We start from the raw sequence: 26275 nt of genomic DNA on the forward strand, positions 1-26275 counted from the left end.
GCTTAAAAATGTTTACCTAGCAGCTACTTTTCCTAACTTCTTCGTTAAATCTACTTGCAATAGGCCAGCTATTGACGCGAAATTTGCCTTGCTTATCATATGAAAAGAAGAAAAACTATCAAACTAGCGATTCAGAAAAGTAATTTTTGTCGATATTTCAATTTGTTAAATATCTCTTAAACTGAGTTCAGGTTAAATAGCGTTAACCCAGTTTAAGAGATTTTTGATAAGGGCACGATAGTGCTCTGGAAAGCGAAAGTATTACTTAACTGGTTATATAGCTGCCATTGAGCTTTGGCAAGGTTAGTAAATGTTTCTTTGGTTGAGCATGGTGCTTGCAGTGCTTTGTTGTAGTACCACAAACCATTAATAAAATAGCTGAACAGTAAAAAGCGATTGCACAAGTCTTTGTTTAATCTATTAAAGCCTTGTTGTTTGGCTTTTTGCTGATACTGAAAAATCACCTGCTCTAGCAGTGACAATGGTAGGTTGTTTATAGCAATTAACATGGCAATATCAAACTCAGCAGGCGCTTTACAGGCATACTCAAAATCAATGAGCCACGAGCGCTGGTTGGCGTCAAGCAATACATTGCTAAAATTAATATCACTATGACAATAAACTTGTTGAAAACCTTGGCTAGCGGGCGTAATTAATAAATCTAACTGATCGGATATTTTTTGAAAAGTTGCGCGTAAGTCCGGGCTAATCTCAGCAATTAGTAATTGCTCAATATGCTTGGGAATACTTAATGGGGGTATGCTATTTATAGCTTTTTTAGTAGTCGCAGTATGGCTAGCTGTTGGAACATTTGCTTGAGATAAGTTATGTGAAAGTAAGCCATGAAACTTCACCATTAACTCAATACTTATCGCTATTTTATCAAGTAGCGATAAATGGGAATCAGTTAAGTTATCACCTTGTATAAACTCACTGATAACCCACTGTTGATCATGATAAATAATAGCAGGAGCTAAGCCCTCTTTAGCCAAAACCTTGCTTAAATAGACCTCAGTAGTCAATAACTCACTAGATACTTTTTTAGCAAAAAAATCATGATCGTTAGTTGTTACTTGAAAGCATTGATTACTATAGCCACCCTTTACGTCAGTAACTTTACTAATGTGAGTAAAGCAGGGTAGCGCTTGTAGACTTTTAAGCAAAAGAGCCATCATTGGTACTTTGTATTGTCTTTTGTTCGCTTTTTAATAATTTACGCCATTTAGCATAGCCATAAAACGCCACGCACGTAAAAATAATAAATAGCAATGCGGTAGGGTATAAAGCTTTTTGTAAATAAAGATAAATTGAAACAAGGTCAATCACAATCCAATAAATCCAATTTTCTAACACTTTTTGTGCAATTAAATACGTTGCAAAAACGGCATAAACCGTGGTGAAAGTATCTAAATAGGCAAAATCTGCATCGGTGTAGTTTGCCATGACGTACCCTAAACCAATAGACACTACTGCTAATATTGAACAGGCCTTTATGTGCCAATTAATATGCCATGACATGACCGTGAAATTTTGTTCGATATTGTTTTGCACCGAAGAGTCGGCGGTATTAAGCGCAGGAGCATCAGTAGCTGGTGGTGTGCTTTTACGCCATATCCAGAAACCATAAACTGCCATGGCTAAATAGTAGGCATTAAGCGCGCTATCCATGAGTAATAGATATTCGTAAAATATATAAGTATATAACGCAGTACTGATAAAAGCGGCAGGCCAGCACCACAGTGAACCACGAGCAGCTAAAACAACATAGGCCAAAGACAGTAACATGGCGAGCCATTCTAGGCCCGTAATGCTGATTAACGACTCAATGACTTTAGGTAAGGTTTCAGTGATAAAGGCAGTCATTAACTTTCTGCTTCAACTTGCGAGCGATCGCCGTTGATAAACTTACAGACGAACACAGCAGCTCCTGTTGTTTGGTGAACATGCTTAATTTCAGCCATCACATTGCTCACCGCTAAGTCGTAATCACCAAAAACTTGCGTACTCATGCCATTAGTGACGACTTTCAACCCTTCAACTAAACGCAACCGTTTAATAAACGCCCAGATTTCAGTTTTATACTGCTCTTCTGCTAACGGGTATAAACTCAGTTCGATTGATATTTTCATAACTAACCTTATAAAATTTTTTAAGGGGAGAAAACACTCCCCTGAGTTCATCATAATAAATTGGTCACTATCAGTAACCAGTGATAAGTTTAAAATTGGTAATTTAACGTTGCACCAAATACTAGTGGCTCAGATAACTGAGTATGCGCTTTCGGTGTGTAGCCGTCACGCGAATCATTATCAAAGTAAAAACCACGGTTTGCGTACTCTTCATCTGTTAGGTTACGACCCCAAAGTTTAATTTGCCAGTTATCCTGGATATAAGAAACAGATGCATTGAGTAAGACCACTGATTCAGATTTGATATCTTCTTCTGGAATGGTTGCGAAGCTACCGTCATAGCCATAATCAAAATAGCGCGTGTCAGAGAAGTAAAATTCATCTTTACCATCAACAGATAAATTAAATAACCACTCATCTGTAGGTTGATAGTTAATACCTACATTAAATTGATAGCTAGGTGCATGTGACTGTTCAGCACCGGTAAGTGAATTTTGGTTTGCATCAGTGAATTCATTAAATTCTGTTTCAAGTAACCCTAGTGAGCCATAAACATTAACAGAGTTATTGATAGTCCAAGCTGATTCGATTTCAGCGCCGTAGTTACTACCTGAAGTGGCATTACCTAAATAACTAACAAACGAAGTGCCGTTGCCTTCTTTAGTAACTCTTGAGCTATTTACTTGCATATCTTCACGATCCATATAGAAAAGTGCAGTACGGACGAAAGCATTGTTGTCTAATAAAGTGATTTTATAGCCAAGCTCATAGTTCATTAAATATTCGGGGTCAAAGCTGCGTAGGTCTTCAGGCAAAGAGCCATCAGTATTATGTCCACCAGCTTTATAACCACGGTTAATAGAGCCATACCAAAGACTATCTTCTGTACTTTGGTGGCTAAGGACTAACTTACCACCAATCATAGTATCGTTAATGTTGTCATCAAACTGATCTGAATTACCATAATCAGCATGATAGTTTTCAATGCGTAAGCCAGAAACTAGCGTCCAACGTTTGCTTAGTTTTGTATCTAATTGAGTATAGATAGCAAGATTGGTACGCTCATTGGTTGAGGTGAAATCAAAGTTTTTGCTATTGTTATCATTTCTCGTATATTGACGGGATAAATCTTCATTATCTTGCTTATAGAAAACACCAGCAACCCAGCTAGTACTGCCATTAAAAATTTCTTCTCCCTTATTAGATAATACACGTAATTCAGCGGTCGTAACCGATTTTTCACGGAAGTAATGGTCGGTAGAGCTAAACTCCCAGTAGGCAAAGTCGGGGTTAATATCAGGATTAATCGCTGGGTCTGAAATACCGGCATACGCCCAATCTTCATCGTAGCCGTAAGCTAAATCTGAATTTGCACTGCTAATAAGTCCGACCAAAGTGACTGTGTCTAAACCTTGATAGGTGAATTTAGCTGCTAACGCCGAGGTTTTTTGGGTGTCAAAGCCTGGTTCGTCAGAAAGGGTGTTGCGGTTGTTGTCTAACGAAAATACATCGTAGCCATTATCAAAATCAAAGTGAAATGCACTTAAGTCAATGGTTAAGTCATTACTTGCTTCAATCGCTAGTTTAGCGCGGGCGGTAAATTCGTCACGATTATTTGTATCTTTAACATTAAGGTGAGTATTTTCAATAAAGCCATCGCTGTCATATTTATTAACGGCTAAACGGTAGTTAACAGCATCACTAGCAGGCCCTGATAATGCAACGCCTAAGCCGTAGCTATTATAGTTGCCCGCATCAAATTGCATGCTACCTTCAAAGTCTTCAGTAGGCGCATTGGTGGTGATGTTTATTATACCAGCTAAGGCATTAGCACCAAATCGGGTGCCTTGTGGACCACGAAATACTTCTGCTTGGCTAACATCAAATAATGAAGCAACGCTACCGATACCGGTAAAATCGACTTCATCAATAATTACGCCAACCGAAGGATTAATGGGCTCTTGAAATTGACTACGCTCGCCAATGCCGCGAATTTGATAGTAACGCGCACGCTGTGAGCCACTGGCAAAATTAACGTTGGGCGTTACAGCAATTAACTCTTCTAAATGCTGAGCGTTACGCTGCTTAATATCGGTATCAGTTAATATTGATAAAGAGGTAGGTGTTTTTTGTAAACTTTGCTGGCGAAAGTCACTCTTAACGGTAATGGTTTCAATGTCATCTTTTTGTGCTAACGTATCATTAGCTAAGGCATTGAAAGTAAAAGCACTATATAAACTGGTGGTAACGGCTAACGCGGTAATTGAACGGGTAAAAGTCATAAAAACTCATTAGTTGTATCAAAATAGTATTAAAACAGGCTAATAATTTTTCAAGGCTAGCCCGAATAGAGTTATTATTCTAACAAATAATAATCAGATAATCTTTTTATTGTTAAATGGCTTAGGTATATTCATAGCGTATTTTTATTATTTATTTAGCGAGTAATTATGTTTCCTAATTGGCAATTGGTGTTGTTAAGCTTGGCTTATATCGGCTTATTGTTTTTAATTGCTTTTTTGGGAGATAAATACCGTCATCAATTAGCTAAAAAAAGCCAAAGCATCCTTTATGCGCTAACCCTTGGTGTTTATTGTACTTCTTGGAGTTTTTTAGGCACTACCGGGCAAGCCTCAACTAATTTACTCTCCCATATCCCTATTTATTTAGGTCCTATTTTACTGTTTGTTTTTGCGTGGCCGTTTATACAGCGCATCATTCGGGTCAGTTTAAAACTGCATTTAACCTCTATTGCCGACTTACTAGCTGCGCGTTTTGGTAAGTCACATAATCTAGCCATACTAGTTACCTTAGTGGCTTTAGTTGGCACTATGCCTTATATCGCTCTGCAACTTAAAGCCATGGTTTACTCGTTTCAACAACTGCAAATAGAGCAAAGCTTAAGTAGCTGGCACATTGGCTTAGTGGTGAGTTTAATGCTGGCGGTATTTACGGTACTTTTTGGTATTAGACATATTGATGTAACAGAGCGCCATCCTGGGGTAATGCTTGCCATTGCTTTTGAATCTTTGGTTAAGTTAATTGCGTTTTTAGCGGTAGGTATTTTTGTTTGTTTTGTTTTATTTGATTCTCCAACAGCCCTATGGCAAGACGCTAATGCCAGTGCTTTGCTCGACCAGCAATTCACGGTTGATAATGTTACCTCAATGTTTGCCATGCTGATTATTGTGATGGCGGCATTTTTATCATTACCACGTCAGTTCCAAGTGATGATTGTTGAGCTAAAAGATCAGAAAGATACTTGGTTGAGTCGCCGAGTTTTTCCGCTGTATTTATTAGTTTTTGCCTTTTTTGCTGCACCGCTAGGTTTAGCTGGGCAAATGCTGTTGGGTGACACTGTTCCGTCAGATACTTATGTGCTGTTTTTACCGGGTGTTGGCGATCAAATGTGGTTGACGTTATTTGCCTTTTTAGGGGCGGTATCGGCGGCGAGTTCTATGGTGATTATTTCTTCTATTGCGTTAAGTACTATGCTCAGTAACGAAATTGTTTTTCCTTTATTGTATCGTCGTCAAAAAGTGGCGCAAACAGATTATGACCAGTTTAGAAAACGCTTATTAAATATACGTAAATTTTTAGCGTTACTAGTAATTTTACTCGGCTATAGCGTATTTATTATGGCCTCTCCAGATACATTATCTTCGTTAGGTGAAGTGGCTTTTGGTGCTTTTGCCCAACTTACTCCGGCATTAATTGCAGCGTTTTATTGGCGACGAGCCACTCTTGTTGGTGTGTATGGCGGTATTTTAGTTGGTTTCATTTTATGGTTATCACTAAACTTTTTACCGCAGTTTGGACTGTATGGTTTGCCGTTTGCCGAAGGTCTTTTTCCTGCCAAAACAACCGCTACCTTATTTAGTTTAGGAGCAAATATTATTGTGATGTGGTCACTATCACAAATTAGTCGACAAAGTGTGCAAGAGCGCGTGCAAGCGTCATTATTTTTAGAATGGAAATCACCACATTTATTAAAAGTAGAAAAAAAGCGTCAGTTAGATGTGAAAGAACTAGAATTGCTTGCCTCGCGTTTTGTTGGGGTAGAAAAAGCCAAAATTAACTTTAGTTTGTTTTTATCATCTCACGATAAAAAGCAACTTGGTAATGTCACCTATAACCAGTTGCTACTGCAACATACGGAAAGTACCTTGGCGACTGTTATGGGGTCATCATCTGCGCGGTTAGTATTGTCATCGGCTCTAGATGGTCGAGATATCGCTTTAGATGAATTAGCTGTTTTAGTGGAAGAAGCCTCAAGCCAACGTCAGGTTTTTTCGCAAAATTTACTGCAAAGTGCGATTGAAAACGCTAGTGAGGGCATTTCGATAGTAGATGAAAAACTATGCTTAGTAGCATGGAATAAAAAATACCTCGACTTATTTGATTACCCCGCCGAGCTTATTTATGTCGGTAGCCCTGTATCAGCACTGATTCGTCATAACATTCAACGAGGTTTATGTGGCTCTGGTGATATTGAGTCGCAAGTAAACAGACGCTTAGACTTTTTACGTAAAGGCAGTCCGCACAGCTCTGAAAGACAGCAAGCCAATGGTTTAACCATTCGAATTGAAGGTAACCCGTTACCTGGTGGTGGTTTTGTTATGCTTTTTTCAGATATTACCGCCTACCGTCAAGCCGAACAGGTGTTAAAAGAGGCCAATTTAGATTTAGAAACACGAGTTTACGAGCGTACTTTAACACTAGCAAAAACCAATGAAGCACTGGCAAAAGCCCATGAAAAAGCAGAACAAGCTCATTTAAAGAAAAGCCAATATTTAAAAGCCTGTAGTCATGATTTAATGCAGCCACTTGAAGCAGCTCGGTTATTCACTTCAGCACTTGGTGAGCAAAGTAGTTTAACGAGCGAACAACAACGACAAGTGAGTAATATTGACCGCTCATTAAAGGCTGCGAATGACTTACTGGCCGATTTAGCTGAAATAGCCCGTTTAGAAAGCGGGAATATTAAACCGCAAATGAAAGCGTTCCCGTTAAATGAGCTTTTTGACGAATTAGCGCAAGAATTTTCAGCGCTGGCTATTGAGCAATCAGTTGAGTTTCGTTTAGTACCAACTCAGGCCTGGATTAAATCTGACCGCCACTTGCTTAGGCGTATTATTCAAAACTTAGTGGGTAATGCTTTTCGTTATGCGAGCCCAGGTAAAGTATTATTGGGCGCACGTGTTTTTAACGAACAAGTGGTTATTCAGGTGCTCGACAATGGACCGGGTATTCCTATTGATAAACAAGGGGTAGTCTTTGAGCAATTTACTCAATTAAATAGCGCGAATAACCAATCAGGTCGTGGCTTAGGTTTAGGGCTTAATATTACACAAAGTTTAGCGTTTTTAATGGGGCACTCGTTAAGCTTACGCTCTAAAGCTCAGCAGGGATGTAAGTTTTCAGTGTATGTTGAGCAAGCTCAAGCTGTGATTAATCCTATACCGGTTAATAACCCGATATTTAATGTGGCGCTGAAAGATATTACGGTACTTTGTATTGATAATGATCCCGATGTATTAAGCGGCATGGTTGAACTCTTGTCTGCGTGGCAATGTAATATTCTTGCTGCTGATTCTCGTGAAAGTGCCTTGCAAGAATTTGCTAATCACATGAATGAAATAGATATTTTACTGGTCGATTATCAATTAGGTTTTAGTGAAGGCAAGTTAACGGGTCAACAAGACGACGGTCTAACGCTAATTAAAGATATGCGCAGCCAATGTCACCATTCGTTACCGGCCATTCTTATTACCGCGACAACCGAAGAAGGTATTGAAGATAAAGCAAAAAGTTATGAAGTGGGTTATATGCGAAAGTTGGTAAAACCTGCAGCACTGCGCGCTATGATGAGTGCAATGTTAGCGAAAAAACTACAAGCAGATTATGTGGGGTATAGTTAGGGTTTATACCGGTAACCATTCAAAGTGCGTGATTTCAGCGGGAGTTAAAAGTGCTTTAGTAACGATTTTTTTGAACTATGTTACTGTTTTTCTGTCAGTATTAGGGCAGCATTATTATCAAAGGAAAGAGAGTTCATGCCGTTATTTCATTACCGTAAATTTTTTACTTTAGCTAGTTTAGCCATCATCACCGCTTTTACTGTGCAAGCAGCAGACAAAGACGACCATTTCAATGAAATGACCATAGCTACACCTTACCCTTTAATTCAAAGTGTTATTGCAGCAGATTTATTAATTAGTGAAGGGAAAGAGTTAGTAACCTTTTCAATAGATGAACATAAAAATCGTTGGTTGATGATTTATGCTTACAATGGCGTAAGTAAACAATACGAAGTGAAAGAAAAGGCCATTCTTCCTAAGAAATTTCACCATTTTGATTTAAGTGAAACCCAACAAACCTTAGCGGGTAAAAAGCAGCAAAACCTTTATTTTACTTCAGCTAATGCCTTGTATCGTTATCAAGCCGGACAATTTGTACCGCTAACACAATACAGCTCTATTTATTTACAAAGTGAAGCTGAATTTATACAGCGCGGCAACTTTGTTCAAGACTTAAATGATGACGAATTTGCAGACATCATTGTAACTGACTTTAAAGAAACACTATTACTGCTAGGTGCAGCTGACAATCAATTTACTAAACAGTCGTTACCCATTAAACCACGAGTAACGATTAACGGTATGGGAGCTAACTATGCGCCAATAAAGCTCTATTTTAGTGATGTCAATTTTGATAAAAAAACAGATATCGCTCAAGTTGGCGACGGTGAAATTTTTATTTATACGCAGCTTAATAATGGCCAGTTCTCGCTCTTGCCAACCATTATTAATGTTAATGACACCATCAGTGGTTATGAATGGTGGACCAAAAAAGATGACAGTGGTGAACAGCTTGATCAAAGTAACTTAGTTTACCGAAAGTTAGACGAATTACGTGATGTTAATGCTGATGGTATTACTGATATGGTCGTACGATACACTAAAGCCTCAGGGGTACTTGATCGCGTTAACGATTATGAAATTTATTTAGGTAAAAAGCAGCAAGACGAATTAATTTTTTCTACGAGCGCTAATAGTGTTATTCGTGCTGAGGGCACTTTAACAGGGCTACAGTTTATTGATATTGATAACGACAAAAAGCTTGAAGTACTCTTATCGGGTTTTGATATTGGCTTATCACAAATTATCGGTGCTTTAGTGGCAGGCAGTATTGATCAAGATGTTTATATTTTTAAAATGAATGCCAGTGATAACTATGAAGAAAAACCTAATATTAGCAAAGAAGTAGAGTTGAATTTTAGTTTAACCTCTGGGCAAAGCGGTAGTGCGATTGTTCAATTAGCTGATATTACTGGCGATGGTCTTAAAGAACTTATTTTGTCTGAGGATGACGATGAATTACTGATTTATCGTGGCCAAGCAGGTAAAAAATCCTTTGCAAAACGTAGTCGTTCTTTTGAAACATTATTACCTAAAGACGGTAATTTGGTGAGTGTTACCGACCTAAATAATGATGGTAAAGAAGATTTGCTAATGAACTTTTCCAACTTAGACGGCAAAGACAGCAAAAACAAGTTTAAAATACTACTTGCGCAATAAAGTAACACCGGCACATGCAGCAAAAAATAATTGATTATCACCAAGATGAAGAATGTGACTGGGTAGCACGATTAGCCTGTGGACACTTTCAACATGTTAGGCACAAGCCGCCGTTTATTAATAGGCCTTGGGTAGTGACCTTAGCGGGTCGAGAAGCGATGTTAGGTTATGAGTTGTCGTGTAAAAAGTGCGACCAAGGGGCGATAAGGGATTTTGACGAGTAACCAATAAAAAAGCCAATGCGTGAGCATTGGCTTGGTTTTGAATTACGCTTAACTCAAAATTTTATGGCTGATACATAGACTTATAAAAATACGTCTTGTAGTGGTGGCACAACTTGTTTTTTACGGCTAAGTACGCCGTCTAACCAAGCTCTACCGTTGTTTAATTTAACGCCAAAAGCCTGTTCGGCAATGGTTTCATCATCACTCACTACTAAAAGTTCAGAGCCTTCTTTCATGATGTCAGTTAATAATAAAAATACGCTATGACGACCGCCTTCTGCTTTTAATGCGGCAATATCCGCAGCTAGCTCGTCTTTAATATCGTCGAAAACACTTAAGTCGATAACTTCTAATTGACCAATGCCAACTTTATTACCGTTCATGTTGAAATCTTTAAAGTCACGCTTTACTAAATCACGTACTGGCGTACCTTCAACAGCAGATTTAACTTTAAACATGTCCATGCCAAGTTCTTTGTAATCTTCAATACCAGCAATTTCAGCTAAGGCTTCAACACACTTAATGTCAGCGGTAGTACAGGTTGGTGATTTGAAAATTACCGTGTCGCTTAAAATAGCACACATCATAGCACCAGCGATGTTTTTAGGAATTTCCACATCGTGAAAGTCATACATCATTTTAATGATAGTGTTAGTACAACCTACAGGGCGCACCCAAATTTCAAGTGGAGTAGAGGTAGTTAAATCACCTAGTTTATGGTGATCAATAATGCCTAAAATGGTTGCTTCATCGATGTCATCAGGGGCGAGTTCAATATCGCTGTGATCAACAATATAAACACCGTCGCCGGCATAGCTGGTTTTAAGCATAGGTTGCTCAAAACCAAACTTATCAAGAATAAACAGTGTTTCAGGGGTTAACTCACCTAAACGTGCAGGAAGCGTTTCCTCACCTAAAGTGGTTTTTAAATATGATAACGCGATAGCTGAACAGATTGAATCTGAATCAGGGATCTTATGACCCACAACATAATTTGGCATAAAAGTGCTCTCCTTTAATTTGGCGCTATTCTAGCAAACTATGTTTTGTTTGGGTATGGACTTTAGTCTGGAATTTATACAAGTTTCTAAGCGTGACAATTCTTGTGTAAATTGTTGTTAATATGCAGAGGTTAGCAAGCGACTTAAGAAACTAATGTACTAATACGGTAAGCCAACGGCCCAATAAATAATAAACCAAGTATAGTTACAAGTAAGGTGATTAAAGTTTTAATGTAATTAGGTGCCTTATGATCATCATTCAAATAACAAGCGCAATTTACCTATAACTCGATGAACTGCTGCATCTGAAACACAGCGTTCACGCCAAACCTTTTCGTTAAACTTTATGCTGCTAGGCTATAGCAGAACACTACCTAGCGTGTCATTTACACCAGATTGGTTTATTGTTGCCACACTCACTCTAGGTTTTGCGATGTTATCTCTATTGGTTAGTTTTATACCTATATCAAAAGTGTTGTCAAACGACCCTATTAGCGCTTTACGTAGTGAATAAATATCACTCACTATTAAAAAACTAGCAGATTGGAGACATTAAAAAAGCCTTACAGTTGTAAGGCTTTTGGTTTTTTAAATGCTATTTAATGAAGTGGTTACTGATAGTAACTCAAACATTTTTCAACTTCGTTTTTAGAGCCCATGATCACTTCAACGCGTTGGTGAATGCTATCGGGTTCAATATCCATAATACGGCCAGTACTCGTCATGGCCAAACCGCCCGCTTGTTCAAGTAAGAATGCCATAGGGTTTGCTTCATACATTAAACGTAGTTTATGGGGTTGATCTGGATTTTTGCTATCGGCAGGGTAGGTAAAAAGGCCGCCGCGGCATAATACGCGGTGTATATCACCAACCATAGCGGCAATCCAACGCATATTAAAGTTTTTACCACGAGGACCTGTGCCGCCCGCAAGTAAGTCATTAATGTAGTTTTTCATAGGCGCTTGCCAAAAGCGTTGGTTTGACATGTTAATAGCAAATTCTTGCGTATCGGCAGGCACCTGAACATTGCGCTCTACTAATAAATAGCCGCCATGAGTGCGGTCTAGTACATAAAAATGAGTGCCACTACCTGTGGTCATAACTAACATGGTTGACGGGCCATAAAGTACGTAGCCAGCACAAACTTGCTTGTTGCCTGATAGTTTGAACATATCATTATCACCGGCTTCAATACCCGCAGGCGCTTCATGAATCGAAAAAATAGTGCCGATAAGTGAATTTATATCAATGTTAGAGCTACCATCAAGTGGGTCAAATGAAACAATAAACTTGCCTTCTTCATTGCCCGCTACCGCATCATCTTCTTCTTCTGATGAAATGGCTTTAACAAAGCCAGACTCTAATAAAATATCTTTAAATAATTCGTTGGCAACTACATCTAGTTTTTTTTGAATTTCACCTTGAATGTTTTCATCTAAGGTTGAACCCATTAAGCCGCCTAAGTGTGCTTGGCTAACACGAAATGAGATCTCTTTAGTCGCGGCTAAAATGGTTTTAATTAATGATATTAAATCCAGTGGAACATTATCTTGGCGTAAAGCTGGGGCTAGTCGTTGCATTGGGTTACCTAATTGCTTTAAAGTGAGTTATTTACTTTTATAAAGTTTGCCAAACATAACGGCAGACATAAGTTTAATTGCTGAAAGTTTTTGTGAAATAATTCACGGGTGCTTTCACGGCTAATTATAACAAGCTTAGGTGCTCTTTTAGTAGCCCCCTAGCTTATTTAATCGGTATTTTTAATTAATAGTGTCATGTTTAGTGTAGCGTATAGTTTTGCTACCTTTTGCATTGAAGGAATTTAAATGAAATTTGTTTGTCGTGTATTTTTGTTATTTACTTGTTTAGTGCTTTCTGCCTATGCCAAGGTTGATTTTAAAGATTTTGTTAAGGATAAAACACTACAACAGGGCTACTTTTCTTTTTATCATGATGTTGATGAAGGTAAAGTGTATTTGCAAATAGAGCAGTTTGAACAAGAATTTTTATTTCAATCAAGCTTACCACATGGCATTGGCTCTAATGATATTGGTTTAGATCGCGGTCAATTAGGCGATACGCGCTTGGTGCAGTTTGAGCGAGTAGGCAATAAGGTTTTTTTAAGACAGCTTAACCCTTATTATCGTGCAGACTCGAGTAACCCGTTAGAGCAAAAAGCTATTGATGAAGCGTTTGCCAGCTCGATTATTTGGGGCTTTAGTGTTGCTGCAACAAGTAATGATAAGTCAGGGATTAGTAAGGTATTAATTGATTACACGCCTTTTTTACTGTCAGATATTCACAATATTGCGAGTACTTTGAAAAAGCGTAAACAAGGTAGCTTTAAAATTGATGCCAGTCGTAGCGGTTTATACCGAAAATTTAGCAAAGCTTTCCCTAATAATACTGAATTAGAGGCTACGGTAACCTTTAAAGGTACGGGGGCAGGCAAGTATTTAAAGTCGGTCACTCCAGATGCAACTGCAGTGACGGTAAACTTACATCACTCGTTAATAAAGCTACCAGACGAAAACTATCAAACCCGAGCGTTTCACCCTTTTAGCGGCTTTTGGTCAATTGCTTATGCAGATTATGCCAGTGCTATTGATGAACCTTTAATTAAGCGACTGATTCCTCGTCACCGTTTAGCGAAAAAAGATCCACAAGCAAAGCTGAGTGAAGCGGTTGAGCCTATTGTTTATTATCTTGATGCAGGCGTCCCTGAGCCTGTGCGTACTGCGCTTATTGAAGGCGGCATGTGGTGGCAACAAGCGTTTCACGATATTGGTTATAAAGATGCCTTTCAAATAAAAATGCTACCTGCCGATGCTGATCCTATGGATGTGCGTTACAACGTTATTCAGTGGGTACATAGAGCTACTCGTGGTTGGTCTTATGGCGCGTCGGTTATTGATCCACGCACAGGTGAAATCATTAAAGGTCATGTTACGTTGGGCTCTTTGCGCGTACGACAAGATTATTTAATTGCCTTGGGTTTAACGTCTCCGTTTACTGATAATAAAAGTGCACAAGAAACTAATACCGATGCGATGAAAGCGATGGCGCTTGCGCGAATTCGACAATTATCAGCACATGAAGTGGGCCACACTTTAGGGATTGCCCACAACTTTGCTGCTAGCGTAAATAATCGGGCTTCGGTTATGGATTATCCACACCCATTTATAACTTTAGACGAGCACGGCGAAATTGATTTATCGCAAGCCTATAAAGAAGATTTAGGGGCGTGGGATAAATACGTCATTGCTTACGGTTATGGTGATTTTCCTGCTAAGAATGGTCAAAATGAAGCCGACCAGCTTGCTGCGTTAGTTGCACAAACGAAAGCGCAAGGCTTATTGTACGCCTCAGATCCCGATGCGCGCCCCAAATCTGGTGCGCACAATACGGGGCATTTATGGGATAACGGCACTAATGCTGCCCAAGAGTTAACACGAGTAATGGCGGTACGTAATAAAGCGTTAACGAACTTTGGTTTAAACTCTATTGCGTTAAATACACCATTGTCGGAGTTAGAGCAGGCGTTGGTGCCGATTTATAACTTTCATCGCTATCAAGTTGAAGCGGCTGCTAAATTAATTGCCGGTGTTAATTATAGTTACGAAGTAAAAGTGGCAGAACCAGCAAACTATGATGTGAAAGCGGTTTCAGCAGCTATCCAGCAACAAGCACTGAGCGCATTATTATCAACATTAGATGCTGATTTTTTAACTTTGCCTGAAGCTATAATTAGCCTTATTCCACCTAAAGCTTATGGTTATGCTCGCAATCGAGAAAGTTTTGCTTCGCAAACGGGATTAACTTTTGATCCTGTCAGTGCCGCTCAAGCCAGTGCAAAACATACCTTAGCACTACTTTTAAATCCTCAACGTTTAGCACGTTTGCAACAACAAGCGATGCGTTTTCAGGCAGAAAGTCGTCGTGATAAAAGCGCAGAAGCTATTTTTTCAGTCAAAGAGCTTATTAATCAGGTAGTGAATAACACCATTAAAAAGCAACCTGCAACAGGTTTGGAGTTATTAGTTCAACAACGTATTAACCAACAAGTTGTTGAGCAACTATTAACGCTATGGCATCAAGCAGATGTAGTCACTGAAGTACGTAGCGAGGTTTATGCGAGCTTAAAAGCGCTTGAAGAGTGGTTAGATGATAATAACGATAGCCGTCGTTATAAGGCTCTCGCAACGCAATTTATTTTACTAGAACAACAAATTGATTTTAGCTTAGAGCGCAATAAAGCTGCAACGCCAGCGAGTGAAATTACCATGCCGCCGGGCTCTCCTATTGGTGGTTAACTTAAGAGAGCGCTGCTGTTAATTAATGATTGTGATAAAGCATAAGCTATCGCTTATGCTTTTTGCGCCGTTGTTACCGCAGGCGTTTGAGTAACAATGCTTTGCGTTACGATGGTTTCAGTCTGTATTTGCTTTTTCGCTTTGGCTTTTGACAATACGACTAAATTACCTAATAACATTAACAATAAGCCAACAACGGTATAACCATCCCAAATAAAACCTTCAACAAAGGTAGAAATAATTACCGCCACGGCAGGAAACATAATCGTTGAATACGAAGCTTTATGAGCACCAATACGGTCAAGTAAGGTTAAGTAGCAGCCAAACGCGATAACCGAGCCAAACAACGATAAGTAAAGTAACGAGCTTATGTACTCTACGGTATAAGCGAAGTTAAACTCTTTGCCACTGAGCAGCGCCATAACAAACATAAAAATACTGCCATACAACATACCCCAAGCGGTTGCAGGTAATACTGGCATATTCATTTTTTGGTTTTTCATTGAAAGCATGTTGCCCGTTGAGGCAAACAACACCCCCGCAATACAAAAAGCTAAGCCAGTTAAGGTGGTTTGGCTTAACTCAACGGTATTTATTTGCGGCCAAAACAGCGTGATAATGCCAATCAATCCTAGCGCGCCACCGTAATAAACTTGGCTCGAAATATGAGTTTTAAACCACCATTTAGCATTAATAATATTGGCAAACATGATTAACGAAAAGGCGATACAGGTGAGGGCTGAATTAATATAACCTTGCGCGTTATATAATAAATAATAGTTACAGCCAAACAGGGCTAAACCGAACGCGAATAGCTGAAAGTGTAATTTAGGAGCAAAGCGCAATGGCATTTTCTTAAGGTAGCAAAATGCAAACATGATCACCGCACTTAACGCGAAACGATAAAAAATTGAAACCTCAGGGGCTACGTCACCTAATTGATAATTAATGGCGATCCATGTCGATCCCCAAATTAAAACTGTTACGACGTATAAAAAACTATTGCTCATTAGTTTTATCAACCTAAAAAATTGTGCTTACCTGAAAGAGAATGACATTGTAATCATTATCTGCTGTAATAACATATACAGAAATATGAAAATGAAACCTATACAGTTTAAGGCGGAAAAATGCGCTTACTCGACAAAAACTCTTCTGCTTACTTGTACCAACAAGTGATTGACTTTATTGAGCATCAACAAAAAATTGGTGGGTTAGTCGCTGGCGATAAACTGCCCAGTTTACGAAAATTAAGTCGACAGTTTGAAATCAGTATTCCAACAGTAAAGCAGGCGTATGTTGAGTTAGAGCGACAAGGGCGTATTTGTGCTCGTCCACAGTCAGGTTATTACTTGCAAGCCGAGCAGGCGAGAACGTTAAAACCTCGTCCTGCAACATGGCGACAAGGAAAGCCTAGTGAAGTTAAGTGCCGTAGTTTAATTGAGCAAGTTCATGCTGCCGTTCACTTGCCTGAAACCGTAGCATTAGGCATTTCAAACCCTATTCAAGCACACCCACCAGATAAAGCATTAGCCCGACTAATGCGTTCAGTATTGAGTAAAGTCGCCGAAAAAGCCGTAAGTTATGGGCCAGTCACGGGTGACGCTAAACTTAGAATGCAACTAGCGTTTCGCTATCAAGAACAAGGAGTTGAAACTAATCCAGCCGATATTGTTATTACTAATGGCGCTCAAGAAGCGCTATCTATTGCTTTACAGTGCGTAGCAAAACGTGGCGATGTTATTGCGATAGAGTCTCCCTGTTTTTTCGGTATTATTGAATTAATTGAAACCTTAGGAATGAAAGCGCTAGAGATTTATACCTGCACCGAAGATGGTGCTTGTGTTGACAAGCTCGCGCAGGCGATTAAAAAACATAATATTAGTGCGTGTTTATTTTCTACTGCGATTAATAACCCACTTGGCTCTATGAAAACAGACAGTCAACGCCAAGCTATGGTTAGCTTGCTTGAGCAGCACAATATTCCGTTAATTGAAGACGATGTTTATAGCGAACTATATTTCACGCCCAATAAGCCTAAACCTGCACAGTTATATTCTGAAAAAGGCTTAGTGATGACGTGTTCCTCTTTTTCAAAAACAGCGGCGCCAGGTTATCGTATTGGTTGGCTGATTCCGGGAAAATTTGAAGAACAAGCAAAACGCATTAAGCGAGCGCAGTCTTGCTCGACACCTATGTTGCAACAATGGACTTTAAATGAATATTTACTCAGCGGTGATTACGATCGCCATTTATGTGTACTGCGTAAAACCTTAATTTACAATTGTGAGCGCATGCGTGCTTTGGTGGCTAAGTATTTCCCTGAGGAGGTCTGCATTTCTAAGCCACAAGGCGGTAGTGTGTTGTGGATACGCTGTCAGTCTCATGTAAATACCAGTGAGTTTTTTCAAGAGGCCCTCGACCAAGGAGTTAGTTTTGCACCTGGTGCGGTTTTTTCTCCGTCAGGTAAATATGCCAACTTTATGCGGATTAGTTTTGGTGTTCATTGGGATGAAAGTATTGAGCAGGCGATAAAAACGCTAGGGCGCTTAGTGCATGAAAATTCTGCTAAACAATTACAAGAAAAGTTGTTCGCTGAAAAACAGAAGTTAGCCTCGCAAAAGCCAGTCAAGAAAACAGGAAACTTATGAACAAGCATCCCAGTATTTCATTAAAATTTTTGCTGCCATTATTAGCCGCTATTATTGCTGTTTCTCCGCTGGCTATTGATATGTATTTACCCGCAATGCTCGCCATTGCGAGTGATTTAAATACCTCAATGCCCATGGTACAAAACAGCCTAAGTATTTATTTACTTGGCTACTCTCTGGGTTTGATTTTATTTGGGCCGATGGCTGATAAATACTCAAGGCGAAAACTGGTTATTTTAGGTTTAAGCGGCTTTTTTATTGCCAATGTATTATTGCCTTTTGCCATGAATATTGAACAGTTTTTATCGATTAGATTTTTTCAGGCGTTTATTAGTAGTGCGGCAACGGTCGTCGTACCTGGCACTATTCGAGAATACTATGGTAAAGATACTGCTAAAGGTTTGTCCTATGTCAGTATGATCATGATGGTTGCGCCAATGTTAGCGCCTAGTATTGGTAGTGTGTTGCTATTAGCCCATAACTGGCAGCTAATTTTTTATGTACTAAGTGCCTATAGTTTGGTGGTGTTAATACTGGTGATATACGCTTTACCTGAGGTAAACCGAGCAAGTGCCAATAGCAGTGATCAAACAGCTAAGCTTTCTAACTCAGGCGAACAGGTAAAGTCAGCACAAGACTTTACTTTTATTGAGCGTTATCAAATAGTTTTTAGTAACGTGAATGCGCGTTTTTATATCATAACGTCGATGATGGTATCGCTCGCCTTTTTTGGTTATATCACTGCAATTCCTTATGTTTATTTAAAATTTTTTAACGTGAGTGAAACTTGGTTTAGTGTGCTCTTTGCCTTAAATGTTTGTGGCTTAATGTTGGCTCACTTTACCAATACACGCTTGGTGACACGCCATGGCTCTAAGGTGATGTTACGCTCGGGGTTAATGTTGGCGTGTGTGTCGGTTAGCGGCTTAGTTTTTTTTAATTATAATGAATTGTCATTAGGGTACACTGTTGCCAGTTTATTGCCGTTAATGGCCAGTATTTCGATGATTGCGGTAAACAGCGATGCACTAATTTTGGCACAATTTCCACAGCAGTCAGGTACTGCTACCGCGGTTATTGGTACATTGCGCTGGGGTGCGGGCTCACTAGCAGGCCCTATTTTGGCGTATTTTTATGACGGTAGCGCTTTACCCTTTGCTTACTTAATGTTTGCTGCCATTATGGTGGTATTAAGTTGTCAGGCAATTATTCATTTTAAAAAGTATTAGTAAGAGAAAGAACAAGGATTTAGCATGAAAAAAGTAGCAATTATTTTAAGTGGCTGTGGTGTTTATGACGGCAGTGAAATTCATGAAGCAGTGCTGACCTTTTTAGCGCTAACACAACAAGGCGCGAGCTATCGTTGTTTTGCCCCAAACATTGATCAACACCATGTTATTAATCATGTTAATGGCGAAGTTAGTGAAGAAACACGTAATGTACTGGTTGAATCGTCGCGTTTGTGCCGTGGTGATGTTGAAGATATTATTGAATTACGTGAGCAAGACTTTGATGCCTTGATTGTACCGGGTGGTTTTGGCGCGGCAAAAAATTTATCTAACTTTGCTATTGATAGCGATAACTACAAGGTAAATGAGCAAGTGCTAAATGCGGCTAAAGCATTTGCTAAAGCAGAAAAACCAAGCGGTTATATGTGTATTGCACCGGCATTATTACCATTGATTTACCCTGAGGGTGTTAAGGGAACTATTGGCACAGACAACGCGACAGCAGCACTGATCACTGCCAAAGGCTTAACGCATGTAAATTGTGATGTTGATAATGTTGTTATCGATTTTAAAAATAAAATAGTTACCACTCCTGCCTACATGTTAGCGAGTAATATTAATGAAGCGAACAACGGTATTACTCAGCTTGTTAAAAGTGTACTGGCGCTCACCTAAGGTATTGTAATGTTGTTCTTTAGAAAAAAATCAACATTGCTTTTGCCAGTAATAAAGAAAAGTCGCTTTAAGCAACTGTTAGTTATTACTTTATTACTGCCTATGAGCGCTTACCAAATTAATGCAACAGATAACAGAAATCACCTTATGACCACAAAAGTTAGCGAAAATGCTAATGCTGAGAGCTCAACAAGCCCAATAAATTTTTCAGTGCTAGAGCAAAAAATCGCACAAAAAATGTCTCTTGATATACGTTACTTTTGTGCGGATATTGATGGCAAACCGAGTGTTAAAACATCACTGCATTGCCGACAAGCGTTGACTGAACTACCTGTAGAGTTAAGCCAATTGATAAGCGATACCAACATTGGTGGCATTGTTTTATTTGCTGAAAATGTTGTGGAAACTGCACAAATAGTGACGTTAACTGATGCTATACAAAAAGCGGCGCTAAAGTCGTCATTAGCACAGCCGTTAATTATTTCGGTTGACCAAGAGGGCGGTCGGGTTGCGCGTTTTGCTAAAATGACTGGCTTTTCAGGTAATATGGCCATTGGTGCAAGCTATCCTAAACACGGCTCGCGCTTTGCTGAGCAAGTTAATAGCACTATTGCTAAAGAGCTTAAAGCGTTAGGAATTAATAATAACTATGCGCCTGTTGTTGATGTAAATACTAATGCCGATAATCCGGTAATCAACACCCGATCATTTGGTGAAGACCCTCAAAAAGTCTCTGAATTAGGTTTAGTTGCCTTAAATGCTATTCAGCAGCAAGGTATTATGGGCACGTTAAAGCATTTTCCTGGGCATGGCGATACTCATGTTGATAGTCATTTAGGTTTACCACGTGTTGATCATAACTTGGCAACCATTGAGCAAGTTGACTTAGCGCCATTTACTTGGGCAATAAAGCACGCTAAACCAGCCATGATTATGACCGCGCATATTCAGTACCCTGCTTTAGATAGCTCAACTTTTACCAGCCAATCAGGCGAACAATTGATTCGTCCTGCCACAATGTCGAAGAAAATACTTAGCGGCTTGTTGCGTAATAAAATGGGCTTTGACGGCATTATTGCCACCGACGCTTTAGATATGGCTGGCGTTACGCACTTTTTTACCCCTGTCGAAGCGGTTGTTGAAACTTTTATTGCTGGCGCTGATTTAGCGGTAATGCCTTTTAAAGTAAGAACGCCTGATGATATTTATCAATTTAAGCTATTCATTAAAGAAGTTGCGAGTGAAGTCACTCAGCGTATTGCGCAAGGGGATTTATCACTGGCGGATATTGAGCAGTCGTTAGCGCGCTTAAATCATTACAAAGCACAATTTATTCAATTATCGCCATTATCATTGGCGGATAAAATTGCGCAGGCACAAAAAATAATTGCTACTGATGCGCATTTGGCGATTGAACAAAGCCTAGCAAGTGCTGCGGTAACATTGTTTAAAAATAACAAGTTATTACCGCTGAGTTCAACATTGCTTGCAAATAACACTATCAACACGGTGCATTTAATTGCAGCGAATGCGCAAGAGTTAGCAGCATTACAACAGGGCTTAGCTCAAATTAGCCAACAAGATAATATTATCATTGAACACATTAGTCATTTTATTGCAGATACAGATACCAGCAACGAACAGCACAATAACAAGTTATTGGCTCAAGCGGATGTGGTGATTGCGACCTTAGATGTGAAAATGGCGAGTTTAGTGGATTTGGGGGGGATGGATGATGCCATTGCTTCTTACGGAACGAAGCAAGCTAACCAGCAAAAGCGCACTTATGAAAAACTACTAAAACAGCAGCTTAAATATACACAAGCGCAAAAGGTACCCAGTATACTTATTGCCAAAGGCTCGCCATTTTTATTAGCAAGCTACAGTGAATTAGTTGATGCAGTGTTACTCAACTTTGATGATAGAATTTATGCTCAAGGGACGGGTTTTACTAGCCCAGGTATTAATGCCAGTATGCAGGTTATTTTTACGGAGCAGCAAGCTCAAGGTGTTTTACCTGTCTCTTTATAGTTTTTAGGTACAGCTTATCGTATAGCTAAATCGACTTACAGTAAGTGCTTGAAATAAGATCACCAGAGCTGCAAGTCGACGGGTATTTATCGTCAGTTTTTTTAACTGTATAGATTAAGCTTTTATTGTGGGTTTATCAGGCTCAATTGTTTTAGTGACCGTTGGCGCGCTGAGTTTTTGCAAAAGCGGGTTTGCCAATACTGTCGCAAAAACAATATAGCTACAGGCGAAAGCTATTTGCATAATACGAACATAAAACTTTTCATCGGCATCTGAAGCCCCAGCACTGGCGCTCGATATAAGGATAATGGTAGTTCCTAAGGCCATTGCATATAAAGGTGCAGTGCGCTTTTCTGAAAAAATATGCTTTGCCAAATAGCCTACTATTAGTGCAAATAACAACAGTAAAAAGCTAAAAGTTGGTGCCACCTTTAATACGTTATACAGAGCAATGGCAATTAGTCCTCCCATAATATTTCCTACTAGCAACGCCTTACTACCTTTAATACCCGCGACTAAATCAGGCTTCTGCGCCATTAACGAAATAAATATTAAGACCAGCAGCGCAGTACTTTGAAAGCTAAGGAAGTAAATGACTACTGGCATGATCATTACAGTACTGAGTAAAGCCAGTTTCACGCGTACTGCTTTGTCTGGTAAAGGCAAACCTTCAGCATCAAGCTCAACTGGGGCGTTATTAACTGGTATCGATAACTGCTCATGTTCACTAAGCTGTTTATCTGGGATTAATTCGTGCATTACCATTACAAGTACTAATGACACAAAACAAGAAAATAGAAAGCCAAAAGTAAATAACTCAGCTAAACGTTGATCAATAATGCCCAGCACTGGAATGGCTGTTAAGCCCACCAATAGCATAGTAACAATTACTTCATTACCACCTGAGTTATTCCAATAAGAAATCCAAAAAATTAACAGGGTAATAATTAAGATAAACACTGCTGGAAAAGGCGTTAAAAATCGCGTTAGTACCCCACCTAGCACTATTGCTGCGGTTAAAATTAAAAAAATAGATACGAGCTTTTTAAGTGGCAATTTAGGTTTTTTGTTACTTAAAAATTTAGCGACAAAAACTGGGGTAATAAAAGCAAAAGGCCAATTAAAACCGAAGGCGATAGCAACAGCCAGTACTACGCCAACAATGAGGCGCAGACTACTGGTTTCTGTTGGGCTAAAATTAGCTATTTTTTGCGTGATAAAGGTCATTATAATGCTTATTCCCTAGCGAATATTAAGCTCAAAAGTTATATTGAAATTAATATAAGTAAGCGAGTTTACTGGTGATCCATATCGACACTTTCGCCAAGCCATTTAAAATGAAGTTGTCACCAGTATATGTCATAACATCAGCTTGACCGCCTTCGCGCAATAAGTTTTTATCAACCGTGTTAGCGTCAAATTTAATTATTACAGTAAAGCGTTGTGCACTGCGCATCCAGCCCGTTGATTTTTGTGGCGTTGGTAGTTCACCAGGCACACTTTTATCAAAGCTAACCCCATAACCTACGCTGACTACTTCACCAGTAAAGATATCGCCAGGGGAAGAGTCTAAAACAATATCTACAGCATCGCCCTTGGTAATATGGCCTAAGTTATTTTCTCGATACGAAGCTTCTATCCAAAAGTAGTCGCTATCAATAAAGGTCATTACTTTACTGCCAACGGCTGCATAGTGACCAACATTGATTTTTGCATAAGAGATAACACCATCACTAGGTGCGCGTACTTTGGTTCGGGCCAGATCTAACTTACTTTGTGAAAGGGCTGCTAAGGCATTTTGAATTTTGGCGTTTTTCTGTCCTTGCTGTCCTAGCTGCTCTTGTGCTTGCTCGTAAGATGCTTGGGTGTTGAGTACACTTTGTTGCGCGGCTGCTAAAACACCACGGGCTTGATCGCCTTGAGCTTTAGATACCACGCCTTTTGCTTCAACTTCAAAAATACGATTAGCATTAGCTTCTTTGGCAATTAAGTCAGCCTTAGCTTTTTCTAAATTGGCTTTGGCAGCGGCAACGGCGGCAGTATTTGCGCCAACATCTTGTCCAGCTAACTCTAAGTTACCTTGTGCTTGTTCTACGGCAAAGATGTAGTCTTGATCTTCAATTTCAAACAACAACTCCCCTTGTGTAACAGGTCTATCACCGGCAATATAAATTTTACTTATTCTGCCTGCAACCTCTGGCACAATAGGGATAACAAATGAGCGAATTCTTGCTTCACTGGTATGAGGAACAAAACGATCACTGACGATATACCAAACAAAGTACAGCAAAGATAATATCAGTATTATTTTGGTGAACTTTTGAGTGAAATCAGCTTTTTTCGGGTTTATGTTTTCCGTGGTTTTTTGGCTTGCCACAGTATCATTTGTATTGGTGTTGGTATCAGACATAAGGTGCTCTTTTAATACTTAATGGGCTACTTTTCAACGCTGTTATTATCGTTATCTTCAACGAGAGGGGCTTGGTGGTTTAGCCAATCTTGTAGTAATTCATAACCTAATGCTAATACGATAGCGCCAACGAATAAACCGATAATACCTGATAGTAACATTCCACCAATGGCACCTAATAGAATAACTAACATAGGAATATTCATCCCACGACCTAAAAATAATGGCTTTAAAAAAGCATCACTCATACTGACGATAATACTAAACACTAAAAAGATAACTGCGGGAGTGGTATCGGCAACTGAGAAGTAATAGGCGGCTATAGGGCCTAAAATTATAATAGGGGGAAGTTGTGCAATCGCTAAAATAAGTACCGCAATGGCCCATAAACCTGCACCGGGTATATCTGCGATTAATAAACCAATACCTGATAGTAATGACTGAATCACTGCGACACCTAAAACACCGGTAGAGACGCTGCGAATAGTCGCAATGGTTGTTGTTATTGTTCTATCGCCATTTTCATTCATTAAACGGCGCATTAGCAAACTAATACCATGGTGCATTGAAGCCGATTTAGCCATAAATACAGCTGCAATAATTAATGAGACAATAAACTGTAAAACCCCGCCGCCAATGCTTGCGGCAACAGAAAGTAAACTACCCGAAAAGTGCTTGATTTGAGGCGCATATTGTTCGGCAACTTTTTCTAAATCTTGTGAGGCACCTTGCCAAGAGTTATAAATTTTTTCACCAACCAAAGGCCAGCTTTTCACTTTTTCATTAGCCGCTGGAATTTGTAAGGTACCTTCTTCTATTCCAGTATAAATGTGTTGTGCTGAGTCAAAAGCCGACGATGATAAGTGGACAGATGGTGCGGCAATTAAGGTAATACCAACAACGGCAATGGCAATGGAAGCAAACTTTTTACTACCTTTACATAATTTAGTGATTTTCTGATGTAAAGGGTAAAGTGCGACGGCTAAAATCGCTCCCCACAGTACCACCATAATAAACGGTTGGATGATGTTAAAACACCAAATAACAATAAATGCGATAGCACTCAGTTTAATCGCAATATCAATTGCTTGGCGATTAAAGCGTCTTGCTTTGTCGAGTTGTGATGAAGTATCCATGGTTGTCCTTAAATTATTGTTGTTAGTTGCCTAAATGGTATTTGCATAATATTACAATTGGTTAATTACTGCGTTTTTTCTTAAGCGTTGATGCATGAGAGCCTACTAAACTTGCCACTAAGATCGCCAAATAAAACTGCCCAACAATTGCTTCCATATACACTAAAAACTTTGCTAAAGGTAAGGCGGGTGAAATGTCGCCAAAACCTAATGTGGTTATAGTAACAAAAGAGAAGTAGATAAAGTTAGGGAATAATACAAACCATTGGTCGGTATTCGTTACACTATTAAAGGCATTAGGGAACGTGAGTTGAAGTAAGGTAAATAATACGGCCCAAATAAGTCCCATTAATACATATAAACAAATAGCCCCTAAAATTTTATTGCCATCAATATCGCCAGTAAATAATACCTGCTTAGCTGTTCGTAAGGCACTTGAAATAAAAAAATTGAGTAATAAAATTAAATAAAGTTTATCAAAGCCTGAATTATCAAGCCAAGCGCCAATAAATGAAAAAGTGAGTATGGCCAGCGGAAAAATAAAGGTTCTTCTTAAGACATAGTCCTGAGAGTCTACTCCCCACACAGCTACCAGCAAAGTAACTATGGTGGCAGATTGCACTAAACGTTGTATGTAGTCAGTAAAAAATTGCTGTGCTAACGCAGTCCCCAGTAATAGCAATACTAAGGCACATGTAAGATAAATAAAGTTATCTTCTCGGGTCATTTTTTTCACAGCAATATCACTCTCTTTATTTAATTGGATTTACTAGGAGCTATTGCTCTTTCACGGTTAACTTTTAGCCGAACCCTTCAGGCAGCGTTTATTAGTTATTTTTACCGCGTTATCGCCTTTTTAAGTAACGCTACATTACAAAGGCTCTGCCTTGTATAAA

Annotated in this window: 19 protein-coding genes; 8 read left to right on the forward strand and 11 right to left on the reverse strand. The window is 39.3% G+C overall.

What is annotated here, in order from left to right; all coding sequences use genetic code 11:
• Positions 1-212: 212 nt before the first annotated feature.
• The 4 genes from KO495_RS00005 to KO495_RS00020 all read right to left on the reverse strand — a co-directional run bounded on the left by KO495_RS00005 (position 213) and on the right by KO495_RS00020 (position 4411).
• Positions 213-1163: a phosphotransferase gene (locus tag KO495_RS00005; RefSeq protein WP_215978340.1), complete on the reverse strand. Its 951-nt coding sequence runs from the start codon at positions 1161-1163 to the stop codon at positions 213-215.
• Positions 1156-1863, reverse strand: coding sequence for a nicotinamide riboside transporter PnuC (gene pnuC, locus KO495_RS00010; protein WP_215978341.1), 708 nt, complete (start codon positions 1861-1863; stop codon positions 1156-1158). Before pnuC ends, KO495_RS00005 begins: the two co-directional genes overlap by 8 nt.
• A complete protein-coding gene (locus KO495_RS00015) occupies positions 1863-2129 on the reverse strand; it encodes a hypothetical protein (protein ID WP_215978342.1) in 267 nt (88 codons plus the stop codon). Before KO495_RS00015 ends, pnuC begins: the two co-directional genes overlap by 1 nt.
• Positions 2130-2218: 89 nt before the next feature.
• Entirely contained in the window at positions 2219-4411 is a 2193-nt protein-coding gene (locus KO495_RS00020; RefSeq protein ID WP_215978343.1) for a TonB-dependent receptor, read from the reverse strand.
• A gap of 168 nt (positions 4412-4579) precedes the next feature.
• On the opposite strand from KO495_RS00020, the gene KO495_RS00025 reads away from it, so the two are divergent.
• The 3 genes from KO495_RS00025 (at position 4580) to KO495_RS00035 (ending at position 9933) form a co-directional block, all read left to right on the forward strand.
• Positions 4580-8050 (forward strand): PAS domain-containing hybrid sensor histidine kinase/response regulator, encoded by a 3471-nt coding sequence (locus KO495_RS00025; RefSeq protein ID WP_215978344.1) that lies wholly within the window; start codon positions 4580-4582, stop codon positions 8048-8050.
• 135 nt (positions 8051-8185) lie between these two features.
• The gene (locus KO495_RS00030) at positions 8186-9709 is read left to right on the forward strand and encodes a VCBS repeat-containing protein (RefSeq protein WP_215978345.1); all 1524 of its coding nucleotides are present in this window, start codon (positions 8186-8188) and stop codon (positions 9707-9709) included.
• Positions 9710-9723: 14 nt separating this feature from the next.
• Complete coding sequence (locus KO495_RS00035; RefSeq protein WP_215978346.1) at positions 9724-9933, forward strand: DUF3565 domain-containing protein; 210 nt, start codon at positions 9724-9726, stop codon at positions 9931-9933.
• An 80-nt stretch (positions 9934-10013) separates the two neighbouring features.
• Here the strand turns inward: KO495_RS00035 and KO495_RS00040 are convergent, their stop codons facing one another.
• Positions 10014-10934 (reverse strand): manganese-dependent inorganic pyrophosphatase, encoded by a 921-nt coding sequence (locus KO495_RS00040; protein WP_215978347.1) that lies wholly within the window; start codon positions 10932-10934, stop codon positions 10014-10016.
• Between the two features lie 611 nt (positions 10935-11545).
• The gene (locus KO495_RS00045; protein WP_215978348.1) at positions 11546-12514 is read right to left on the reverse strand and encodes a class 1 fructose-bisphosphatase; all 969 of its coding nucleotides are present in this window, start codon (positions 12512-12514) and stop codon (positions 11546-11548) included.
• A gap of 246 nt (positions 12515-12760) precedes the next feature.
• Here KO495_RS00045 and KO495_RS00050 point away from each other — a divergent pair, with 246 nt between their 5' ends.
• Complete coding sequence (locus KO495_RS00050; RefSeq protein ID WP_215978349.1) at positions 12761-15247, forward strand: zinc-dependent metalloprotease; 2487 nt, start codon at positions 12761-12763, stop codon at positions 15245-15247.
• Between the two features lie 53 nt (positions 15248-15300).
• Here the strand turns inward: KO495_RS00050 and KO495_RS00055 are convergent, their stop codons facing one another.
• The gene (locus KO495_RS00055) at positions 15301-16257 is read right to left on the reverse strand and encodes a DMT family transporter (RefSeq protein ID WP_215978350.1); all 957 of its coding nucleotides are present in this window, start codon (positions 16255-16257) and stop codon (positions 15301-15303) included.
• 120 nt (positions 16258-16377) lie between these two features.
• On the opposite strand from KO495_RS00055, the gene KO495_RS00060 reads away from it, so the two are divergent.
• Genes KO495_RS00060 through KO495_RS00075 form a run of 4 tightly spaced genes read left to right on the forward strand, consistent with a single transcriptional unit; the run spans position 16378 to position 21833 of the window.
• Entirely contained in the window at positions 16378-17898 is a 1521-nt protein-coding gene (locus tag KO495_RS00060; protein ID WP_215978351.1) for a PLP-dependent aminotransferase family protein, read from the forward strand.
• A complete protein-coding gene (locus KO495_RS00065) occupies positions 17895-19127 on the forward strand; it encodes a multidrug effflux MFS transporter (protein WP_215978352.1) in 1233 nt (410 codons plus the stop codon). Before KO495_RS00060 ends, KO495_RS00065 begins: the two co-directional genes overlap by 4 nt.
• A gap of 24 nt (positions 19128-19151) precedes the next feature.
• Positions 19152-19802 (forward strand): isoprenoid biosynthesis glyoxalase ElbB, encoded by a 651-nt coding sequence (elbB, locus tag KO495_RS00070; RefSeq protein WP_215978353.1) that lies wholly within the window; start codon positions 19152-19154, stop codon positions 19800-19802.
• 9 nt (positions 19803-19811) lie between these two features.
• A complete protein-coding gene (locus KO495_RS00075; protein ID WP_252738715.1) occupies positions 19812-21833 on the forward strand; it encodes a glycoside hydrolase family 3 protein in 2022 nt (673 codons plus the stop codon).
• A 114-nt stretch (positions 21834-21947) separates the two neighbouring features.
• On the opposite strand, the gene KO495_RS00080 is transcribed toward KO495_RS00075, so the two are convergent.
• The 4 genes from KO495_RS00080 to KO495_RS00095 form a co-directional block, all read right to left on the reverse strand.
• Positions 21948-23060, reverse strand: coding sequence for a DUF2955 domain-containing protein (locus KO495_RS00080; protein ID WP_215978354.1), 1113 nt, complete (start codon positions 23058-23060; stop codon positions 21948-21950).
• Positions 23061-23109: 49 nt separating this feature from the next.
• Positions 23110-24243 carry an HlyD family secretion protein gene (locus KO495_RS00085; protein ID WP_215978355.1) on the reverse strand — a complete coding sequence of 378 codons (1134 nt, stop codon included), beginning with the start codon at positions 24241-24243 and terminating at the stop codon, positions 23110-23112.
• 26 nt (positions 24244-24269) lie between these two features.
• Positions 24270-25379, reverse strand: a complete 1110-nt coding sequence (locus KO495_RS00090) for an AI-2E family transporter (RefSeq protein WP_215978356.1) — start codon at positions 25377-25379, stop codon at positions 24270-24272.
• 61 nt (positions 25380-25440) lie between these two features.
• On the reverse strand, positions 25441-26106 hold the full coding sequence (locus KO495_RS00095) for a potassium channel family protein (protein ID WP_215978358.1): 666 nt from the start codon (positions 26104-26106) through the stop codon (positions 25441-25443).
• Positions 26107-26275 lie beyond the last annotated feature (169 nt).

This window comes from Colwellia sp. D2M02, assembly GCF_018860755.1.
Taxonomy (GTDB): domain Bacteria; phylum Pseudomonadota; class Gammaproteobacteria; order Enterobacterales; family Alteromonadaceae; genus Colwellia; species Colwellia asteriadis.